The sequence below is a fragment of the Salinispora fenicalii genome (genome assembly GCF_000514815.1).
In the GTDB taxonomy this organism is placed as follows: domain Bacteria; phylum Actinomycetota; class Actinomycetes; order Mycobacteriales; family Micromonosporaceae; genus Micromonospora; species Micromonospora fenicalii.
The window spans coordinates 266,769-282,633 of record NZ_AZWQ01000008.1; the positions used below are offsets into that span (position 1 = coordinate 266,769).

The 15,865-nt window shown below is 72.8% G+C and carries 17 protein-coding genes and 1 tRNA gene; 9 read left to right on the forward strand and 9 right to left on the reverse strand.

All coding sequences use genetic code 11. From position 1 onward, the window contains the following. Positions 1–11: 11 nt before the first annotated feature. From B116_RS0101185 to B116_RS0101200, 4 genes are read right to left on the reverse strand one after another with little or no spacing between them, the layout of a single operon-like run. Positions 12–764, reverse strand: coding sequence for an energy-coupling factor ABC transporter ATP-binding protein (locus B116_RS0101185; protein WP_018723152.1), 753 nt, complete (start codon positions 762–764; stop codon positions 12–14). 16 nt (positions 765–780) lie between these two features. Beyond that, positions 781–1,551, reverse strand: coding sequence for a cobalt ECF transporter T component CbiQ (gene cbiQ, locus B116_RS0101190; RefSeq protein WP_027658964.1), 771 nt, complete (start codon positions 1,549–1,551; stop codon positions 781–783). A 10-nt stretch (positions 1,552–1,561) separates the two neighbouring features. Continuing rightward, positions 1,562–1,957: a PDGLE domain-containing protein gene (locus tag B116_RS0101195; protein WP_027658965.1), complete on the reverse strand. Its 396-nt coding sequence runs from the start codon at positions 1,955–1,957 to the stop codon at positions 1,562–1,564. Further along, positions 1,954–2,670, reverse strand: coding sequence for an energy-coupling factor ABC transporter permease (locus B116_RS0101200; RefSeq protein ID WP_018723155.1), 717 nt, complete (start codon positions 2,668–2,670; stop codon positions 1,954–1,956). Before B116_RS0101200 ends, B116_RS0101195 begins: the two co-directional genes overlap by 4 nt. A 229-nt stretch (positions 2,671–2,899) precedes the next feature. Here B116_RS0101200 and bcp point away from each other — a divergent pair, with 229 nt between their 5' ends. Further along, positions 2,900–3,376 (forward strand): thioredoxin-dependent thiol peroxidase, encoded by a 477-nt coding sequence (bcp, locus tag B116_RS0101205; protein WP_027658966.1) that lies wholly within the window; start codon positions 2,900–2,902, stop codon positions 3,374–3,376. Between the two features lie 113 nt (positions 3,377–3,489). Then, positions 3,490–3,576 (forward strand) — tRNA-Leu (locus B116_RS0101210). Position 3,577: 1 nt separating this feature from the next. On the opposite strand, the gene B116_RS0101215 is transcribed toward B116_RS0101210, so the two are convergent. After that, positions 3,578–3,994: an ASCH domain-containing protein gene (locus B116_RS0101215; RefSeq protein WP_018723157.1), complete on the reverse strand. Its 417-nt coding sequence runs from the start codon at positions 3,992–3,994 to the stop codon at positions 3,578–3,580. Positions 3,995–4,077: 83 nt separating this feature from the next. Here B116_RS0101215 and B116_RS0101220 point away from each other — a divergent pair, with 83 nt between their 5' ends. Continuing rightward, a complete protein-coding gene (locus tag B116_RS0101220) occupies positions 4,078–4,632 on the forward strand; it encodes a GNAT family N-acetyltransferase (RefSeq protein WP_027658967.1) in 555 nt (184 codons plus the stop codon). 46 nt (positions 4,633–4,678) lie between these two features. Here the strand turns inward: B116_RS0101220 and B116_RS0101225 are convergent, their stop codons facing one another. Next, the gene (locus B116_RS0101225) at positions 4,679–5,497 is read right to left on the reverse strand and encodes an MOSC domain-containing protein (RefSeq protein WP_027658968.1); all 819 of its coding nucleotides are present in this window, start codon (positions 5,495–5,497) and stop codon (positions 4,679–4,681) included. A gap of 85 nt (positions 5,498–5,582) precedes the next feature. Here B116_RS0101225 and B116_RS0101230 point away from each other — a divergent pair, with 85 nt between their 5' ends. From B116_RS0101230 to hutH, 6 genes are read left to right on the forward strand one after another with little or no spacing between them, the layout of a single operon-like run. Beyond that, positions 5,583–6,434 carry a MurR/RpiR family transcriptional regulator gene (locus tag B116_RS0101230; RefSeq protein WP_026321889.1) on the forward strand — a complete coding sequence of 284 codons (852 nt, stop codon included), beginning with the start codon at positions 5,583–5,585 and terminating at the stop codon, positions 6,432–6,434. Positions 6,435–6,444: 10 nt separating this feature from the next. Then, positions 6,445–8,094 (forward strand): urocanate hydratase, encoded by a 1,650-nt coding sequence (gene hutU / locus B116_RS0101235; RefSeq protein WP_027658969.1) that lies wholly within the window; start codon positions 6,445–6,447, stop codon positions 8,092–8,094. Between the two features lie 10 nt (positions 8,095–8,104). Beyond that, on the forward strand, positions 8,105–9,319 hold the full coding sequence (locus tag B116_RS0101240) for an allantoate amidohydrolase (RefSeq protein WP_027658970.1): 1,215 nt from the start codon (positions 8,105–8,107) through the stop codon (positions 9,317–9,319). Beyond that, on the forward strand, positions 9,316–10,674 hold the full coding sequence (locus B116_RS0101245; RefSeq protein WP_027658971.1) for a formimidoylglutamate deiminase: 1,359 nt from the start codon (positions 9,316–9,318) through the stop codon (positions 10,672–10,674). The genes B116_RS0101240 and B116_RS0101245 overlap by 4 nt, the downstream gene beginning before the upstream one ends. Continuing rightward, a complete protein-coding gene (gene hutI, locus B116_RS0101250; RefSeq protein ID WP_027658972.1) occupies positions 10,671–11,849 on the forward strand; it encodes an imidazolonepropionase in 1,179 nt (392 codons plus the stop codon). The genes B116_RS0101245 and hutI overlap by 4 nt, the downstream gene beginning before the upstream one ends. Next, positions 11,837–13,375, forward strand: a complete 1,539-nt coding sequence (gene hutH / locus B116_RS0101255; protein ID WP_027658973.1) for a histidine ammonia-lyase — start codon at positions 11,837–11,839, stop codon at positions 13,373–13,375. The genes hutI and hutH overlap by 13 nt, the downstream gene beginning before the upstream one ends. 66 nt (positions 13,376–13,441) lie before the next feature. On the opposite strand, the gene rdgB is transcribed toward hutH, so the two are convergent. The 3 genes from rdgB to B116_RS0101270 form a co-directional block, all read right to left on the reverse strand. Continuing rightward, a complete protein-coding gene (rdgB, locus tag B116_RS0101260; RefSeq protein ID WP_018723166.1) occupies positions 13,442–14,056 on the reverse strand; it encodes an RdgB/HAM1 family non-canonical purine NTP pyrophosphatase in 615 nt (204 codons plus the stop codon). Positions 14,057–14,105: 49 nt separating this feature from the next. After that, positions 14,106–14,831: a ribonuclease PH gene (gene rph / locus B116_RS0101265; RefSeq protein WP_018723167.1), complete on the reverse strand. Its 726-nt coding sequence runs from the start codon at positions 14,829–14,831 to the stop codon at positions 14,106–14,108. A 143-nt stretch (positions 14,832–14,974) separates the two neighbouring features. Then, a complete protein-coding gene (locus tag B116_RS0101270) occupies positions 14,975–15,721 on the reverse strand; it encodes an MBL fold metallo-hydrolase (RefSeq protein ID WP_027658974.1) in 747 nt (248 codons plus the stop codon). Positions 15,722–15,865 lie beyond the last annotated feature (144 nt).

Below are 15,865 nucleotides of genomic sequence, written 5' to 3' on the forward strand. Positions count from 1 at the left end.
CCGTTCTCAGGTCAGCGGGGCGTCGGACGGGGCGTGAATCCGTAGGGCAGTTCGAGGCGGTGCCGGGCGAGCAGCGCCTCGTCTGCCAGGATCTCCCCGGTGGGTCCGTCGGCGACGAGCCGGCCAGCGTCCAGGATGACCGAGCGTTCACACAGCTCCGACGCGTACGGCAGATCGTGGGTGACCATCAGCAGGGTCACCGGCAGGGCCCGCAGGATCTCGGCCAGTTCGCGCCGGGCGGCCGGGTCAAGGTTGGACGACGGCTCGTCCAGCACCAGGATCTCCGGGTGCATGGCGAGCACGGTCGCCACCGCGACCCGGCGACGCTGCCCGAACGACAGGTGGTGCGGGGCGCGGTCCCGGTGCTCGCTCATCCCGACCGCGGCGAGCGCCTCGTCCACCCGGGTCGTCAGCTCGGCGCCACGTAGCCCCAGGTTGGCCGGGCCGAACGCCACATCCTCGGCGACGGTGGGCAGGAAGAGCTGGTCGTCCGGGTCCTGGAAGACGATGCCCACCCGCCGGCGCACCTCGGCCAGGGTCGACCGGTCCGGGCGGACGGTCAGCCCGCCGACGGTCACACTTCCCGCGGTGGGGTTGAGGATGCCGTTGAGGTGCAGCACCAGGGTGGTCTTCCCGGCGCCGTTCGGCCCGAGCAGCGCCACCCGGTCACCGCGGGGCACGGTCAGCTCCACGCCGCGCAGCGCCGCATGCCCGTCCGGGTAGGCGTAGTGCACGTCGTGCACGTCGAGGCTGGGAGGCGTCATCGGCTGCACGCTCCGATCATGTCAGGACCAAGGCGGTGGCGGCGACGCCGGCCGCTACGGCGGGAACGGTCGAGGCCACCAGCCACTGCCCGCTGGTCGCCGCCTCCGCGCCCTGCCACACCTGGGGCATCCGCCCGGTGTAGCCGCGGGACAGCATCGCCAGGTACACCCGCTCCCCCCGCTCGTAGGCGCGAAGGAACAGCGCCCCGACCCCGATCGCGAACCCCCGCAGCTGCCACACGAAGCGCGGATCGTCTCCCCGGGACAGGCGGGCCACCCGCATCCGCCGGACCTCGCCGACCAGCACTTCCAGGTAGCGCAGCATGAAGGCGGCGATCTGGGTGAGCAGCTGCGGGCAGCGCAGCCGGTCCAACCCGATGATCAGGTCCCGGGTGGTGGTGGTCGCGGCCAGCAGCAGCGACGCCAGGACGCCCAGGGTGCCCTTGGCGAGGACGTTCCACGCCCCGTACAGCCCGTCCACGGAGACCGACAGGCCGAGGAGTTCGGTCCGCTCGCCCGCACCGAGGAACGGCAGGGCGAACGCGAACAGCACGAACGGCAGCTCGATCAGCGACCGGCGCAGCAGCCAGCCGGGCCGGACCCGGGCCACCGCCGTGACCACCGCCACCAGTACGGCGTAGCCGCCGAAGGCCCAGAGCGCCTCCCGGGGGGTGGCGACCACGGCGAGGGTGAAGGCCACCATCGCCGCGATCTTCACCTCGGGGGGCAGCCGGTGCACCGGCGAGTCGGAGCAGTGGTAGAGCAGCTGGGTGTGCCCGGCGCCCACGGCCCGCTCCTCAGCCCACTCCGGCGGCGGAGGTCGGCTGCGCCGCCCCGTCCCCATCCCCGGTGGTTTGCTGCCCGGCCCGGCGACGGACCAGCCAGAACCCGCCCCCGGCCAGGGCGAAGGTCAGCAGCACGCCGACGACGCCGGAGAGCCCGGTGGCGAGGGCGTCGTCGGCGATGCCGGTGACGCCGTAGTCGGCCAGCGGACCGCCGATCTCGTGCTCCTGTTCCCGCTGCGCCGGACAGTCACCGCCGGTGACCGCACCCTCCGCGTCAACGGTGCAGCCCTCCCGCAGCGCGGACTCCAGCCCGTCCGGGTCGGCCGACGCGAAGCCGCTCACCACCCCGGCCAGCAGCAGGGAGACCAGCAGTCCGCTGGCGATGAAGCCCCAGGTCCGTTTCCTCACCGGGCACCTCCAACAGCCGGGATGGGGGTTGACGCGACCGGTCCGCGGGCGCGCAGCGCGTACACGAGGTCGGGTCGGGTTTTCGCGACGGTCAGCACCGTCATCGCGGTGATCAGGCCCTCACCGATGCCGATCAGCAGGTGCGTGCCGGCGATCGTGCCGGCCAGGCCGGCGATGTTGTCGCCGAGGTCGACGGCGCCACCGAGCTGGTACTGCAGGACGAAGCCCATCGCCGCCGCCACGACGCTGACCAGCGCCGAGACGAACGCCGTCACGGCGAGCCCGGCCGGCGTACGTGGCAGCACCCGCAGCAGCGCGACGATCAGCAGGTACGCGGCGGCGGTGCCGATGATCGCCAGGTTGGTAATGTTGAGGCCGAGCATCGCCACGCCGCCGTCGCCAAAGACCAACGCCTGCACGGTCAGCACGACGGCCACGCAGAGGGCACCGACCCACGGCCCCACCAGCAGCGCGGCGAGCGCACCACCGAGCAGGTGGCCGCTGATTCCGGCGGTGAAGATCGGAAAGTTGATCATCTGCACGGCGAAGATGAAGGCGGCGACCAGGCCGGCCATCGGTGCCAGCCGATCGTCCAGGTGTTGTCGGCCACGCTGGACGCAGAGCGCCATCGCCGCCAGTGCGATCACCGCGAAGATCGCGGCGACGGGACCATCAATGATCCCGTTGGAGATGTGCATCGCCAGGTGCTCCACGCGACCTCCCCACGTGTCCGGCGGGTCTGTCCACGCCACCGCAACAGGCTATTAGGAGAACTAGGCTATTGCCAATCCTTGGCAACAAGAGATGACCTCGGTCACGTCGCCGCCGCTGCCAGGGGGGAACGAGGTCGCCGACCGACGCGCTCCTCGCCGGAGCGCCGAGCGCCACGCCACCGAGTCACCGAAGCGAACCGGGAGCTGGTGCGGCGGTAGGGTCGCAGCCATGACCGCGCCTGCCCGCCTCTCCCCCGGCGACACCGCCCCCGACTTCACCCTCCCCACCGACAGCGGCGACCAGCTCGCGCTGGCCGACCTCCGCGGCCGCAAGGTGCTGCTCTACGCCTACCCGGCCGCGATGACCCCCGGCTGCACCAAGCAGGCCTGCGACTTCCGCGACTCCCTCGCCTCGCTCCAGGCCGCCGGCTACGAGGTGGTCGGCATCTCCCCGGACAAGCCGGAGAAGCTGGCCAAATTCCGCGAGCGGGACGCCATCACGTTCCCCCTCATCTCCGACACCGACCGGGCGGTGCTCGCCGCGTACGGGGCGTACGGCGAGAAGCAGTCGTACGGCAGGACGGTCACCGGGGTCATCCGCTCGACGTTCGTCATCGACGCAGACGGGCGCATTGAGCAGGCGTTCTACAACGTCCGGGCGACCGGCCACGTTGCCAAACTCCGTCGCGATCTCGGCCTGGACTGACGACGGCCGCCGGGCCGCGCCCCCACGTCCCTGGCTGGTCGGCGCCGGCACGCCGAGCTGACCACCGGGCGGGGCGCGGGCCCGCCACCGGAGGCTCTAGACTCTTCCCGCAAGCGGGAGTGGCGTAATTGGCAGCCGCGCAGGTCTTAGGAGCCTGTGTCCGAGAGGACGTGGGGGTTCGAGTCCCCCCTCCCGCACCACTCAGAGGGTTTGCACCAGCCGAAATCGCTCCAGCACGGCCAGCGTGTCGTCGTCCACGGTGAAGTCCGGATCGCCGATCCACCCTCGGTAGTCCGCCCCGTGCCAGTACTTCTCGTGCCCCGCTCGCCAGGCGGCGACCGAGTCGTCCCCCTCGCCCTCATCCCGGGCGTGGTCCAGGTCCACGTCGCCGAGCCGGCTGACCCGCACCTCGGTCAGCTCGATCACGGCCACCCGGCGACCAGCAGAATCGATCACCGCCGCCCGGGTACCCGCGACCGGCAGCGCTTCCCCTTCGATCTCGTAGTCCTGGCGCAGGCCGGTCGTGGTGGTCTTGGTTCCCGCGAGCACCAGGGCGACCAGCTTGTCCCGCAACGGACCGGGGAAGGCGAACTCGAACGGTGGCAGCTCTTCGATCATGGGCGGACCCTAACCGGATTCGCCCCGTCGGGCTCGTCACTTTCTCGGGCGGCGGCCCGACCCGACCGGTCAGGATGAGCGGCGTGGCCCTCCGGTTCGTGCTCGACCCCGACCTGACGCCCGAGCTCCGCGCGGAGATCGTCGCGCTCTGGGTCGACGTCACCAACGCCGGTGGCGCGGTGGGCTTCGTCGCGCCGGTATCCGCCGCCGAGGTGCGGACCATCGCCGACCCGACCCTCGCGGCGATCGCCGACGGCCCGGACCGGCTGCTCCTCGGCTACGCCGGCGACCGGCTCGTCGCGATGGTGATTTTCACCGACAACCGGTTTCACCTGAAGACCCACTACCGGGTCCTGACCCGGGTCATGGTTCACCCGGGCTGTCAGGGTGAGGGCTACGGCCTGGAGCTGATGCGCGCGGCGGAGCGGATCGGCCGCCGGTGGGGGCTCGCCGCGCTCCAGGTCACCGTCCGGGACGGGTTGGGGCTGGACCGTTTCTACCGGCGCCTCGGCTACCGCGAGGTGGGGCGGTTGCCGGGCGCACTTCGGGTGGCGGCGGGAGATGATCGGGACGAGCTCCACATGTGGCTCGACCTGAGCGCGGACCGGCCCGAGCGACGCGCGACGCCCTCGGGGTGAGCGACGGCGGCCCGGGTGATCAGCGGCCCGGCCTGACCCGCTGCGGTCAGTCGGCGGGCACGACCTCGTCACCGACGGCGAGCCGGCCGGTCTCGACGGGCACCAGGTGCAGCCCAAAGAGGAGTTTCTGCCGCACGTTGCGGTAGCGGCCGAGGGTAACCAGCGGCTCCTTCCCCCGGACCCCGGTCTCCTGGTCGGTGGTGGTGACCACGCAGCGACCCACCGGGCCAGCGGCGCGGAAGGTGACACCACCGATGCGTACCGGGCGGCCGGCCCAGTCGTCCTCCGCCCAGGCCGGCGCTCCGGTGACCACCAGGTTCGGGCGGAAACGGGTCATCGGCACCGGCGGCTCGCCGGCCTCGGCCAGCCACCCGTTGAGCGCGTCGAGCGAGGCGGTGCTGGCCAGCAGGATCGGCGCCTCGTCGGCGAAGGTGACCTGGTCACCTGGGTCATGCTCGCAGTCGGCGGCGGGGATGTGGCGGGCCGGCCGGGCCAGCCACACCAGGCGGGCCGGGCGGCTGAGGAAGTGGCTGACCCAGGTCTCGGCGGCCGGACCGGCAGCGTGCGCCCACACATCCAGCTTGCGGCTGCGGAAGGTGCGCACGGCGATCGGGGCACCGTCCACCGGCTCCGCGACGTCGAGGTCGGGGTGGCCGGCGGCACGCAGGGTGAGCCCGCCGGCTCGGGCCACCGCGCGCAGCGCGACGAGGCTGCTGGCCTCGCGTTGGGTGATGCCGACGCCCGCCGCGTCAACGAGCATCCAGCGCCGGTCGTCGGCCAGGCCCCAGGGCAGCACCGGGGCGGCATCGTGGTCCCGCCGCCGACACCCTTTGACGGGGTAGGTGTGAATAGCGCTCAGCCGCATCGACCCACCCTGCCACTCGCACCCCGCCGGCACCGGCCGCAGCGGTCCGGTTGCCGATGAAAGTTTCTATGCATAGGGTCGAAACGTGAATGAAGGATCCGTCGTGCCCCCGGGTGACCGGGTGCTGGACCTGTTCCGAGGGGTTCGGCTCACCCCGACGCAGCGACGGATCGCGCACTGCCTCGTCCAGCAGGGCCCGGCGGTGGCGTACCTGTCGGCGGCGGAGGTCGCCGAGCTGGCCGGGGTGAGTCAACCCTCGGTGACCCGCTTCGCGATGGCCCTCGGCCACGACGGCTACCCCGCCCTGCGCCGCCGCCTCCGGGAGCTGACCGCGGCACCCCGCGGCGAACGACCGAACTCGAACAACGAACTCCAGCAGGCGGTACGCGCCGAAATCGAGAACCTGGACCGGCTCGCCGACCAGTTCGCCGATCGGGACCGCGTCGCCGCCGCCGGCCGGCTCCTCGCCGCCAGCCACCCGCTGCCGGTGCTCGGCCTCCGCGCCGCCGCGCCGCTGGCCGCCTACTTCGCGTACTTCGCCGCCAAGGTGCTCCCCGACGTGCGCGTCCTCGACGACGGCGGCAGCCTGCTCACCGACCGGATCGAACAGGCCGCCGAGGCCGGCGCGACCGCCCTGCTCGCCCTCGTGCTGCCCCGCTACCCCCGGGAAGCCCTCGACGCCCTGCGGGAGGCCCGGACGGCGGGCCTGACCGTCATCGCCATCACCGACTCGCCGGTCAGCCCGGCCGGTGAGTACGCCGACGTGGTGCTTCCCGCCGCCGTCGGCGCACAGCTCGTGTTCGACCTACACACCGCACCGATGACCCTGGCCATGGTGCTACTCCAGGCGATCTGTGACGCCGCACCCGTACAAACCCAACGGCGGTTGGAGGCGTTCGAAGCCTCCGCCGCCCGTCGTCAGTTGTTCCTCGGTTAGGAGGTTCCTCATGACCCAGCCGATCCGCGCCGCGCGCGGCACCACCCTCACCGCCCGAGGCTGGCCCCAGGAAGCCGCACGGCGGATGCTCATGAACAACCTCGACCCGGAGGTGGCCGAACGCCCCGAAGACCTGGTCGTCTACGGCGGGACCGGGAAGGCCGCGCGGGATTGGCCGTCGTACCGCGCGCTGTTGAACACCCTCACCGAGCTGCGCGACGACGAGACGATGCTGGTGCAGTCGGGCCGACCGGTCGCGGTGATGCGGACCCACGAGTGGGCGCCACGGGTGCTGCTGGCCAACTCCAACCTGGTCGGCGACTGGGCCACCTGGCCGGAGTTCCGCCGGCTGGAGCAGCTCGGCCTGACCATGTACGGGCAGATGACCGCCGGGTCGTGGATCTACATCGGCACCCAGGGCATCCTCCAGGGCACCTACGAGACGTTCGCGGCCGTCGCCGCGAAGCGGTTCGGCGGGTCGCTGGCCGGCACGCTGACGCTGACCGCCGGCTGCGGTGGGATGGGCGGGGCCCAGCCGCTCGCCGTGACCATGAACGGCGGCACCTGCCTGATCGTGGACGTCGACCGCTCCCGCCTCGAACGCCGGGTACGCGAGCGCTACCTGGACGAGGTCGCCGACTCACTCGACGACGCGGTGCAGCGGGCAACCGCCGCCCGCGACGAGCGGCGGGCGCGCAGCATCGGCGTGGTCGGCAACGCGGCCACCATCTTCCCCGAGCTGCTGCGCCGCGGCGTCCCGGTGGACGTGGTCACCGACCAGACCAGCGCCCACGACCCGCTGTCGTACCTGCCGGAGGGGGTGGAGTTGGCCGACGCCCGCGACTACGCGGCGGCCAAGCCGGCCGAGTTCACCGACCGGGCCCGCGCGTCGATGGCCCGACACGTCGAGGCGATGGTGGGCTTCCTCGACGCGGGCGCCGAGGTCTTCGACTACGGCAACTCGATCCGCGGCGAGGCGCAGCTCGGCGGCTACTCGCGCGCCTTCGACTTCCCGGGCTTCGTCCCCGCCTACATCCGGCCGCTGTTCTGCGAGGGCAAGGGCCCGTTCCGGTGGGCGGCGCTCTCCGGCGACCCGGCCGACATCGCCGCCACCGACCGGGCGATCCTCGAACTCTTCCCGGAGAACGAGCAGCTGGCCCGCTGGATCCGGATGGCCGGCGACCGGGTGGCGTTCCAGGGGCTGCCGGCCCGGATCTGCTGGCTTGGCTACGGCGAACGGGACCGGGCCGGGGTACGGTTCAACGAGATGGTCGCCGCCGGAGAGCTCTCCGCGCCGGTGGTCATCGGTCGGGATCACCTGGACTGCGGTAGCGTCGCCAGCCCGTACCGGGAGACCGAGGCGATGGCCGACGGCTCCGACGCGATCGCCGACTGGCCACTGCTCAACGCTCTGGTAAACACCGCCAGCGGGGCCTCCTGGGTCTCCCTCCACCACGGTGGCGGGGTCGGGATCGGCCGCTCCATCCACGCCGGCCAGGTCTGCGTCGCCGACGGCAGCGCCCTCGCCGGGCAGAAGATCGAACGAGTCCTCACCAACGACCCGGCGATGGGCGTCGTACGGCACGTTGACGCCGGCTACGACGATGCCCGGCAGGTCGCCGAGCGGACCGGCCTGCAGATCCCGATGGCGAAGGCGTAAGGAGAGCTCCGTGTTGACCCATCCGGTGGTGGAAGGCTCCCTTCCGCGCAAGTTCCGGCGGCTCTGGGACGAGATCGCGTCGATCGGCCGGGACGATCGTAGCGGCGGGTACCTGCGGTACGCGCTGACCGACCCGGAGCTGCGGCTGCGGGAGTGGTTCCGGGCCCAGGCCGACCAGCGCGACATGCCGGTGACCGACGACGGCAACGGCAACCTCTTCGCCTGGTGGGGCGCCCCGGAGGCGGGGAACGCGGTGCTCACCGGCAGCCACTTCGACTCGGTACCGCACGGCGGGGCGTACGACGGGCCGCTCGGCATCGTCAGCGCCTTCCTCGCCGTGGACGAGCTCCGCGCCGCCGGCACCACCCCCACCCGGCCAATCGCGGTCGCGGCCTTCGTGGAGGAGGAGGGGGCCCGGTTCGGCGTACCGTGTCTGGGGTCTCGTCTGCTCTCCGGCGCGCTGCCGGCCGAGCGGGCGGCCGAGCTGCGCGACCCGGCCGGGGTGAGCTTCGCCGAGGCGCTGGGCGGCCCGCCGGCCGGTGCCCGACCGGAGCTACTCGGCCGCTTCGCCGCCTTCGTCGAGCTCCACGTCGAGCAGGGCCGGGCCCTGGTCGAACAGGCCGCGCCGGTCGCCGTCGCCAGCGCGATCTGGCCGCACGGCCGGTGGCGTTTCGACTTCACCGGCGAGGGCAACCACGCGGGTACGACCCGGATGATGGACCGCCGCGACCCGATGCTCACGTACGCGTTCACGGTGCTCGCCGCCAACAAGGAGGCCCGGCGGCTCGGCGCGCACGCCACGGTCGGCCGGGTACGGGTGGAGCCGAACGCCACCAACGCCATCCCCTCTGCGGTGACCGGCTGGCTGGACGCCCGCGCGGCCGAGCCGGAGACCCTCGCCGGGCTGGTCGAGGCGGTCCACGACCGGGCCGCCGAGCGGGCCCAACGCGACGGCACCGGGTTGCGGCTGACCGAGGAGTCGGCCACGCCCCTCGTCGCGTTCGACGGCGGGCTGGCCGACCGGCTCGCCCGGCTGCTCGACGCGCCGGTGCTGCCGACCGGGGCCGGGCACGACGCCGGCGTGTTGGCCGGGCACCTGCCCACCGCGATGCTCTTCGTCCGCAACCCCACCGGGGTGTCACACTCCCCCGCGGAGTCGGCGAACGACGACGACTGCGCGGCCGGGGTGCGAGCCCTCGCCGCCACGCTGGAGGAGCTGACGTGACCCGCTGGCTCGCTGAGTACGCATGGCTACCCGAGCAGCCCGAGCCGACCCCGGACGTGCTGATCGAGACCGCTGACGGCCGGATCACCGGGGTCACCCCGCTGGCCGCCGATGGTCGGCCGACCACCGGGGTCGAGGTCCTCGCCGACGCGGTCCGCCTGCCCGGGCTGACCCTGCCGGGGCTGGCCAACGCGCACTCGCACGCCTTCCACCGCGCGTTGCGTGGCCGCACCCACGGCGGTCGCGGCGACTTCTGGACCTGGCGGGACCGGATGTACGAGGTGGCCGCCCGGCTGGACCCGGAGAGCTATCTTGCGCTCGCCCGCGCCGCGTACGCGGAGATGGCGCTGGCCGGAATCACCTGCGTCGGCGAGTTCCACTACCTGCACCACAGCCCGGACGGCACCCCGTACGACGACCCGAACGCGATGGGGGCCGCCCTGATAGAGGCGGCGACGCAAGCCGGGATCCGGCTGACCCTGCTGGACGCCTGCTACCTGACCGCCACCGTGGCCGGCGACCCGCTGGCCGGGCCGCAGCGCCGCTTCGGCGACGGTGACGCCCTGCGCTGGGCGGAGCGGGCGGCGGCGTTGCGCCCCACCGACGCGCACGTGCGGCTGGGCACGGCGATCCACTCGGTGCGCGCCGTGCCCGCCGACCAGCTGGCGACGGTGGCCGGTGCGGCGCGGGAGCGGGGCGTCCCGCTACACCTGCACCTCTCCGAGCAGCCGGCCGAGAACGACGCCTGCCGGACCGCACACGGCTGCACCCCCACCCGGCTGCTGGCCGACCGGGGAGTTCTCGACCAGCACACCACCGCCGTGCACGCCACCCACCCCACCAGCTCGGACGTGGTCCTGCTCGGGGAGAGCCGCACCGGGGTCTGCCTCTGCCCCACCACCGAGCGGGACCTCGCCGACGGGATCGGACCGGCCCGCCGGATGGCCAACGCCGGCAGCCCACTGAGTCTCGGCAGCGACAGTCACGCGGTGGTGGACCTCTTCGAGGAGGCGCGCGCGGTGGAGCTGGACGAGCGGCTGCGTACCCGGCAGCGCGGTCACTTCACCGTCGGTGAGCTGGTCACCGCGGCCACCTCCACCGGGCACGCCGCCCTCGGCTGGGGCGACGCCGGCCGGCTGGCCGTGGGCGGCCGGGCCGACCTGGTCACCCTCCGGCTGGACAGCCCGCGGACCGCGGGGGTACCGGCAGCCGGTGCGTTCTTCGCCGCCACCGCGGGGGATGTCCACCAGGTGGTGGTGGATGGCCAGGTGGTGGTGCAGGACGGACGGCACTGCACCGTTGACGTCCCCACCGAGCTGGCCACGTCGATCGCGGAGGTGACCGGAACGCCATGAGTAGCCTGCTGCTGGAGAACATCGGAGAACTGGTCACCAACACGGCCGCCGGGGAGGGGCCGCTGGGCATCCGCCGCGACGCCGCCGTGCTCGTCGAGGACGGCGTGGTGGCCTGGATCGGGTCGAGCCGGGAGGCGCCCGCCGCCGACCAACGCATCGACGCCGAGTCAGCGGCCGTGCTGCCCGGCTTCGTGGACAGCCACGCCCACCTGGTCTTCGCCGGGGACCGGGCGGTCGAGTTCGCCGCCCGGATGGCCGGCGAGCCGTACACCGGTGGCGGTATCCGCACCACGGTCGGCGCGACCCGGGCCGCCACCGACGACGAGCTACGCGCCACGGCCCGCCGGCTACGCGCGGAGGCACTGCGGCAAGGCACCACCACCATCGAGATCAAGAGCGGGTACGGCCTCACCGTCGACGACGAGGCCCGCTCGCTGCGAATCGCCGCCGAGGTGAGCTCGGAGACCACCTTCCTCGGGGCGCACCTCGTCCCCGTCGAGTACGCCGACCGGCCGGACGACTACGTCGACCTGGTCTGCGGCCCGATGCTCACCGCCGCCGCGCCGTACGCCCGCTGGGTGGACGTCTTCTGTGAGCGGGGCGCCTTCGACGCCGACCACACCCGCGCGATCCTGACCCGCGGGCAGGCCGCCGGGCTGGGCACCCGGCTGCACGCCAACCAGCTTGGTCCGGGCCCGGGGGTCCAGCTCGGAGTGGAGCTGGGGGTCGCCAGCGTTGACCACTGCACCCACCTCACCGGCGCCGACGTCGACGCGCTCGTCGGGGCCGACGGAACGACCGTTGCCACGCTGTTGCCGGGGGCGGAGTTCTCCACCCGCTCGCCCTACCCGGACGCCCGGCGGCTGCTCGACGCGGGCGTGACCGTGGCGCTGGCCACCGACTGCAACCCCGGGTCGTCGTACACCTCGTCGGTGCCGTTCTGCATCGCGCTGGCCGTACGGGAGATGCGGATGAGCCCTTCCGAGGCGGTCTGGGCGGCGACCGCCGGCGGCGCCGCGGCGCTGCGCCGCAGCGACGTGGGCCGGCTGGCGCCCGGCGCCCGGGCCGACCTGATGATCCTCGACGCCCCGTCCCACCTGCACCTGGCCTACCGGCCGGGGGTCCCACTGATCCGCCAGGTCCTGCACAACGGAGTACCGCAATGTCGACCGTAGTCATTCAACCAACCGGGGTCACCCCCGCCGACGTGCTCGCCGTAGCCCGCGGCAACGCCAAAGTCGTTCTCGACCCGGCGACGATCGACGCGATGGCCGCCAGCCGGTCCGTCGTGGACGGGATCGAGGCCGCCGGCCAGCCGGTGTACGGCGTGAGCACCGGCTTCGGAGCCCTCGCCAACACCTTCGTCGCCCCGCAGCGACGGGCGGAGCTACAGCACGCGCTGATCCGTTCACACGCCGCCGGGGTGGGGACCGCCATGCCCCGCGAGGTGGTGCGGGCGATGATGCTGCTGCGCGTCCGTTCCCTCGCGTTCGGCCGCTCCGGGGTCCGGCCGCTGGTCGCCACCGCACTGGTGGACCTACTCAACCACGATGTCACCCCGTGGGTGCCCGAGCACGGGTCGCTGGGGGCCTCCGGGGATCTGGCGCCGCTGGCGCACTGCGCGCTGGCGCTACTCGGCGAAGGCTGGGTGCTGGGCGCCGCCGGTGATCGGATTCCGGCCGGCGAGGCGCTGCGCCGGGCCGGTCTCACGCCGATCGAGCTGGCCGCCAAGGAAGGACTGGCGCTGATCAACGGCACCGACGGCATGCTCGGCATGCTGCTGATGGCCAACCACGACGCCGCGCACCTGTTCACCCTGGCCGACGTGACGGCCGCCCTGGCCATCGAGGCGATGCTCGGCTCGGACCGGCCGTTCCAGCCCGAGCTGCACACCATTCGGCCGCACCCCGGTCAGGCCATTTCGGCGGCGAACATTCACCGCCTGCTCCAGGGCTCGGCGGTGATGGAGTCACACCGCGACGACGTGGTGCACGCGGTGCAGGACGCGTACTCGATGCGGTGCGCGCCGCAGGTCGCCGGCGCGGCCCGGGACACCCTGGACTTCGCCCGGCAGGTGGCGGGCCGGGAACTGGTCTCGGTGGTGGACAACCCGGTGGTCCTGCCGGACGGGCGGGTCGAGTCGACCGGGAACTTCCACGGCGCGCCGCTCGGTTTCGCCGCGGACTTCCTCGCCGTCGCCGCTGCCGAGGTCGGCGCGATCGCCGAGCGGCGGGTGGACCGGCTGCTCGACGTGACCCGCTCGCGGGACCTGCCGGCGTTCCTCTCCCCCGACGCCGGAGTCAACTCCGGGCTGATGATCGCCCAGTACACGGCGGCCGGCATCGTCGCGGAGAACCGCCGACTCGCCGCCCCCGCCTCGGTGGACTCCCTGCCCACCAGCGGCATGCAGGAAGACCACGTGTCGATGGGCTGGGCAGCGACCAAGAAGCTGCGGACCGTCCTGGACAACCTGACCAGTCTGCTCGCGGTCGAGCTCCTCGCCGCGGTCCGCGGGCTTCAGCTCCGGGCGCCGCTACAACCGTCGCCGGCCGGACGGGCTGCCATCGCCGCGTTGGCCGGGGCCGCCGGGGAGCCCGGCCCGGACATCTTCCTCGCGCCGGTGCTGGAGACCGCCCGTGCGGTGGTTTCCGGCCCGGAGCTTCGGGCGGCGATCGAACGCGAGGTCGGGACGCTGGCCTGACCCACCTGCTCGACTGTGCCGGGCAACGGCTGCCGAGTTCGGTAGCCGTGGCCCGAGCACGGCAGGTCAGGCCGGCGGCAGCACCTTGGCGACCAGCTTCGCCAGTTCGCGCAGCGCCTTGCCGCGGTGGCTGATCGCGTCCTTCTCCGCCGGCGTCAGCTCGGCGTTCGTCCGGTCCTGCCCATCGCCCCGAAAGATCGGGTCGTAGCCGAAGCCACCGTCGCCGTGCGGCTCCCGCAACAGGCGACCCGCCTGCCGGCCGTCGACCAGGTGCTCCTTACCGCCGGGCAGCGCCAGGGCCACCGTGCAGACGAAGGATGCCCCCCGATGCTCGTCCGGCACGTCGGCGATCTGGTTCAGCACCAGCTGAAGGTTGGCATGGTCATCTCCGTGCTGGCCCGCCCAGCGGGCACTGAAGACACCGGGCATGCCGTTGAGCGCCTCCACCGCCAGGCCGGAGTCGTCGGCGATGGTGGGCAGCCCGGTGCGCCGGCACCCCTCCCGGGCCTTGATCAGCGCGTTCTCACCGAATGTCAGGCCGGTCTCCGGCAGCTCCGGATAGGCCTCGACATCGTCGAGGCCGACCAGTGCGACCCGGTGCGCGCCCAGGGCGCCGTCGAGGATGCGCTGCAGCTCGATGAGCTTCTTCCGGTTCCGGGTGGCGAGCAGGACCTTGTTCATGCTGAAACACCTTCGTTCACGACCGCGGGACCCAGCAGCGGACCCGCCCTCACGAGAGCGCCTTCCGCTGGGCTTCGGCCAACTCCACGCAGCCGGCGACGGCCAGGTCGAGCAGGGCGTCGAGCTGTCCGCGGCTGAAGACGCCGGCCTCACCGGTGCCCTGCACCTCAACGAAGTCACCCGTGCCGGTGCAGACCACGTTCAGGTCGACCTCGGCGGACGCGTCCTCGGCGTAGTTGAGATCCAGCCGCGGCTCACCGGCGACCACGCCGACGCTCACGGCCGCCACCGAGCGGTGCATCACCGTCTCCGGCCGACCGACGAGGGAACGGCGGGTGGCGAGCCAGGTCACCGCATCATGCAGTGCCACGTACGCGCCGGTGATCGCGGCGGTACGGGTGCCGCCATCGGCCTGGAGCACGTCGCAGTCGAGCACGATGGAATTCTCGCCCAGTGCCTTGAGGTCGATCGACGCGCGCAGGCTACGACCGATCAGCCGGGAGATTTCGTGGGTACGCCCACCGACTCGCCCCTTGATGCTCTCCCGGTCGGAGCGGGTGTTGGTGGCACGGGGCACCATGGCGTACTCGGCGGTGACCCAGCCGAGCCCGGAACCCTTGCGCCAGCGGGGCACCCCCTCGGTGACGCTTGCGGTGCAGAGCACCCGGGTGGCACCGAACTCCACCAGCACAGAGCCCTCGGGATGGGTACTCCAGCCGCGGGTCAGGGTCACCGGTCGGAGGTGGTCGGGCAGCCGCCCGTCAGGTCGCGCCATGTCTGCACCCTATGTGGTGGCAGGGGCGGGCCACCCCGCGGTGTCCCGGTCGGCTCGGCCCACTGAAGCTCGGGCGGCCCGCGCCGGTCAGACCTCGTAGCGCGCGCCGCGCCGGTCAAACCTCGTAGCGCGCGCCGGGCCGGTCAAACCTCGTAGCGCGCGCCGGGCCGGACCACTTCGAGCGGGCCGGCGTAGGCAGCGCCGGCGGACGCCACGGTGTGCGCCTCGCTGCCCCAGGCCGCCACGAGGTGGGTCAGCAGCAGCCGCCCGACGCCGGCCTTGGTGGCGACTTCGCCGGCCTCCCCGCCGGTCAGGTGCAGATCCGGCGGGTTGTCCACCCCGTCGAGGTAGCTCGCCTCGCAGAGAAACACGTCGGCTCCCTGAGCCAGCTGGAGTAGCGCATCACAGGGGGCGGTGTCGGAGGAGTAGCAGAGCACCCGACCGTTGTGTTCCAGCCGGACCCCGTACGTCTCGATCGGGTGGTTGACCCGGTCGACGGTGACGGTCAGCGGGCCGATCGGGAAGGTCCCCGGGGCCAGGGCAGAGAACTGGTACACGTCCTCGACGGTGCGGTCCTGCACTCCGTCCAGGGCGGCGAGCCGCTCCGGTGTGCCCGCCGGGCCGTACACCGGCAGCGGCGGATAGGGGCCGTCCGGGGCGTACCGGCGAACCACCACGTAGAGCGCGGCGTCGAGGAAGTGGTCACCATGCAGGTGCGTGAGGAGAACGGCGTCGGGAGCGTGGAGCCCCACGTAACGCTGGAGGGTCGACAGCGACCCGGAGCCGAAGTCGACCAGGAGCCGGAAGCCCGCGGCCTCGACCAGATAGGCCGAGCAGGGGGAGTCCGGGCCGGGGAAGCTCCCGGCGCAACCCAACACCGTTAGTCGCATTGGGTCGTCTCACTGTCGCATTCTGTAGTGTCCGGACCGGTTGCCTCTCCGCGGAGCATTGTTCCAACCGCCGTGTACGCCACGCTGCGCAGCCTACGCTCGGCTACCCGAGCGCATGAATCATCCCCGGAAAGGTGTCACGAA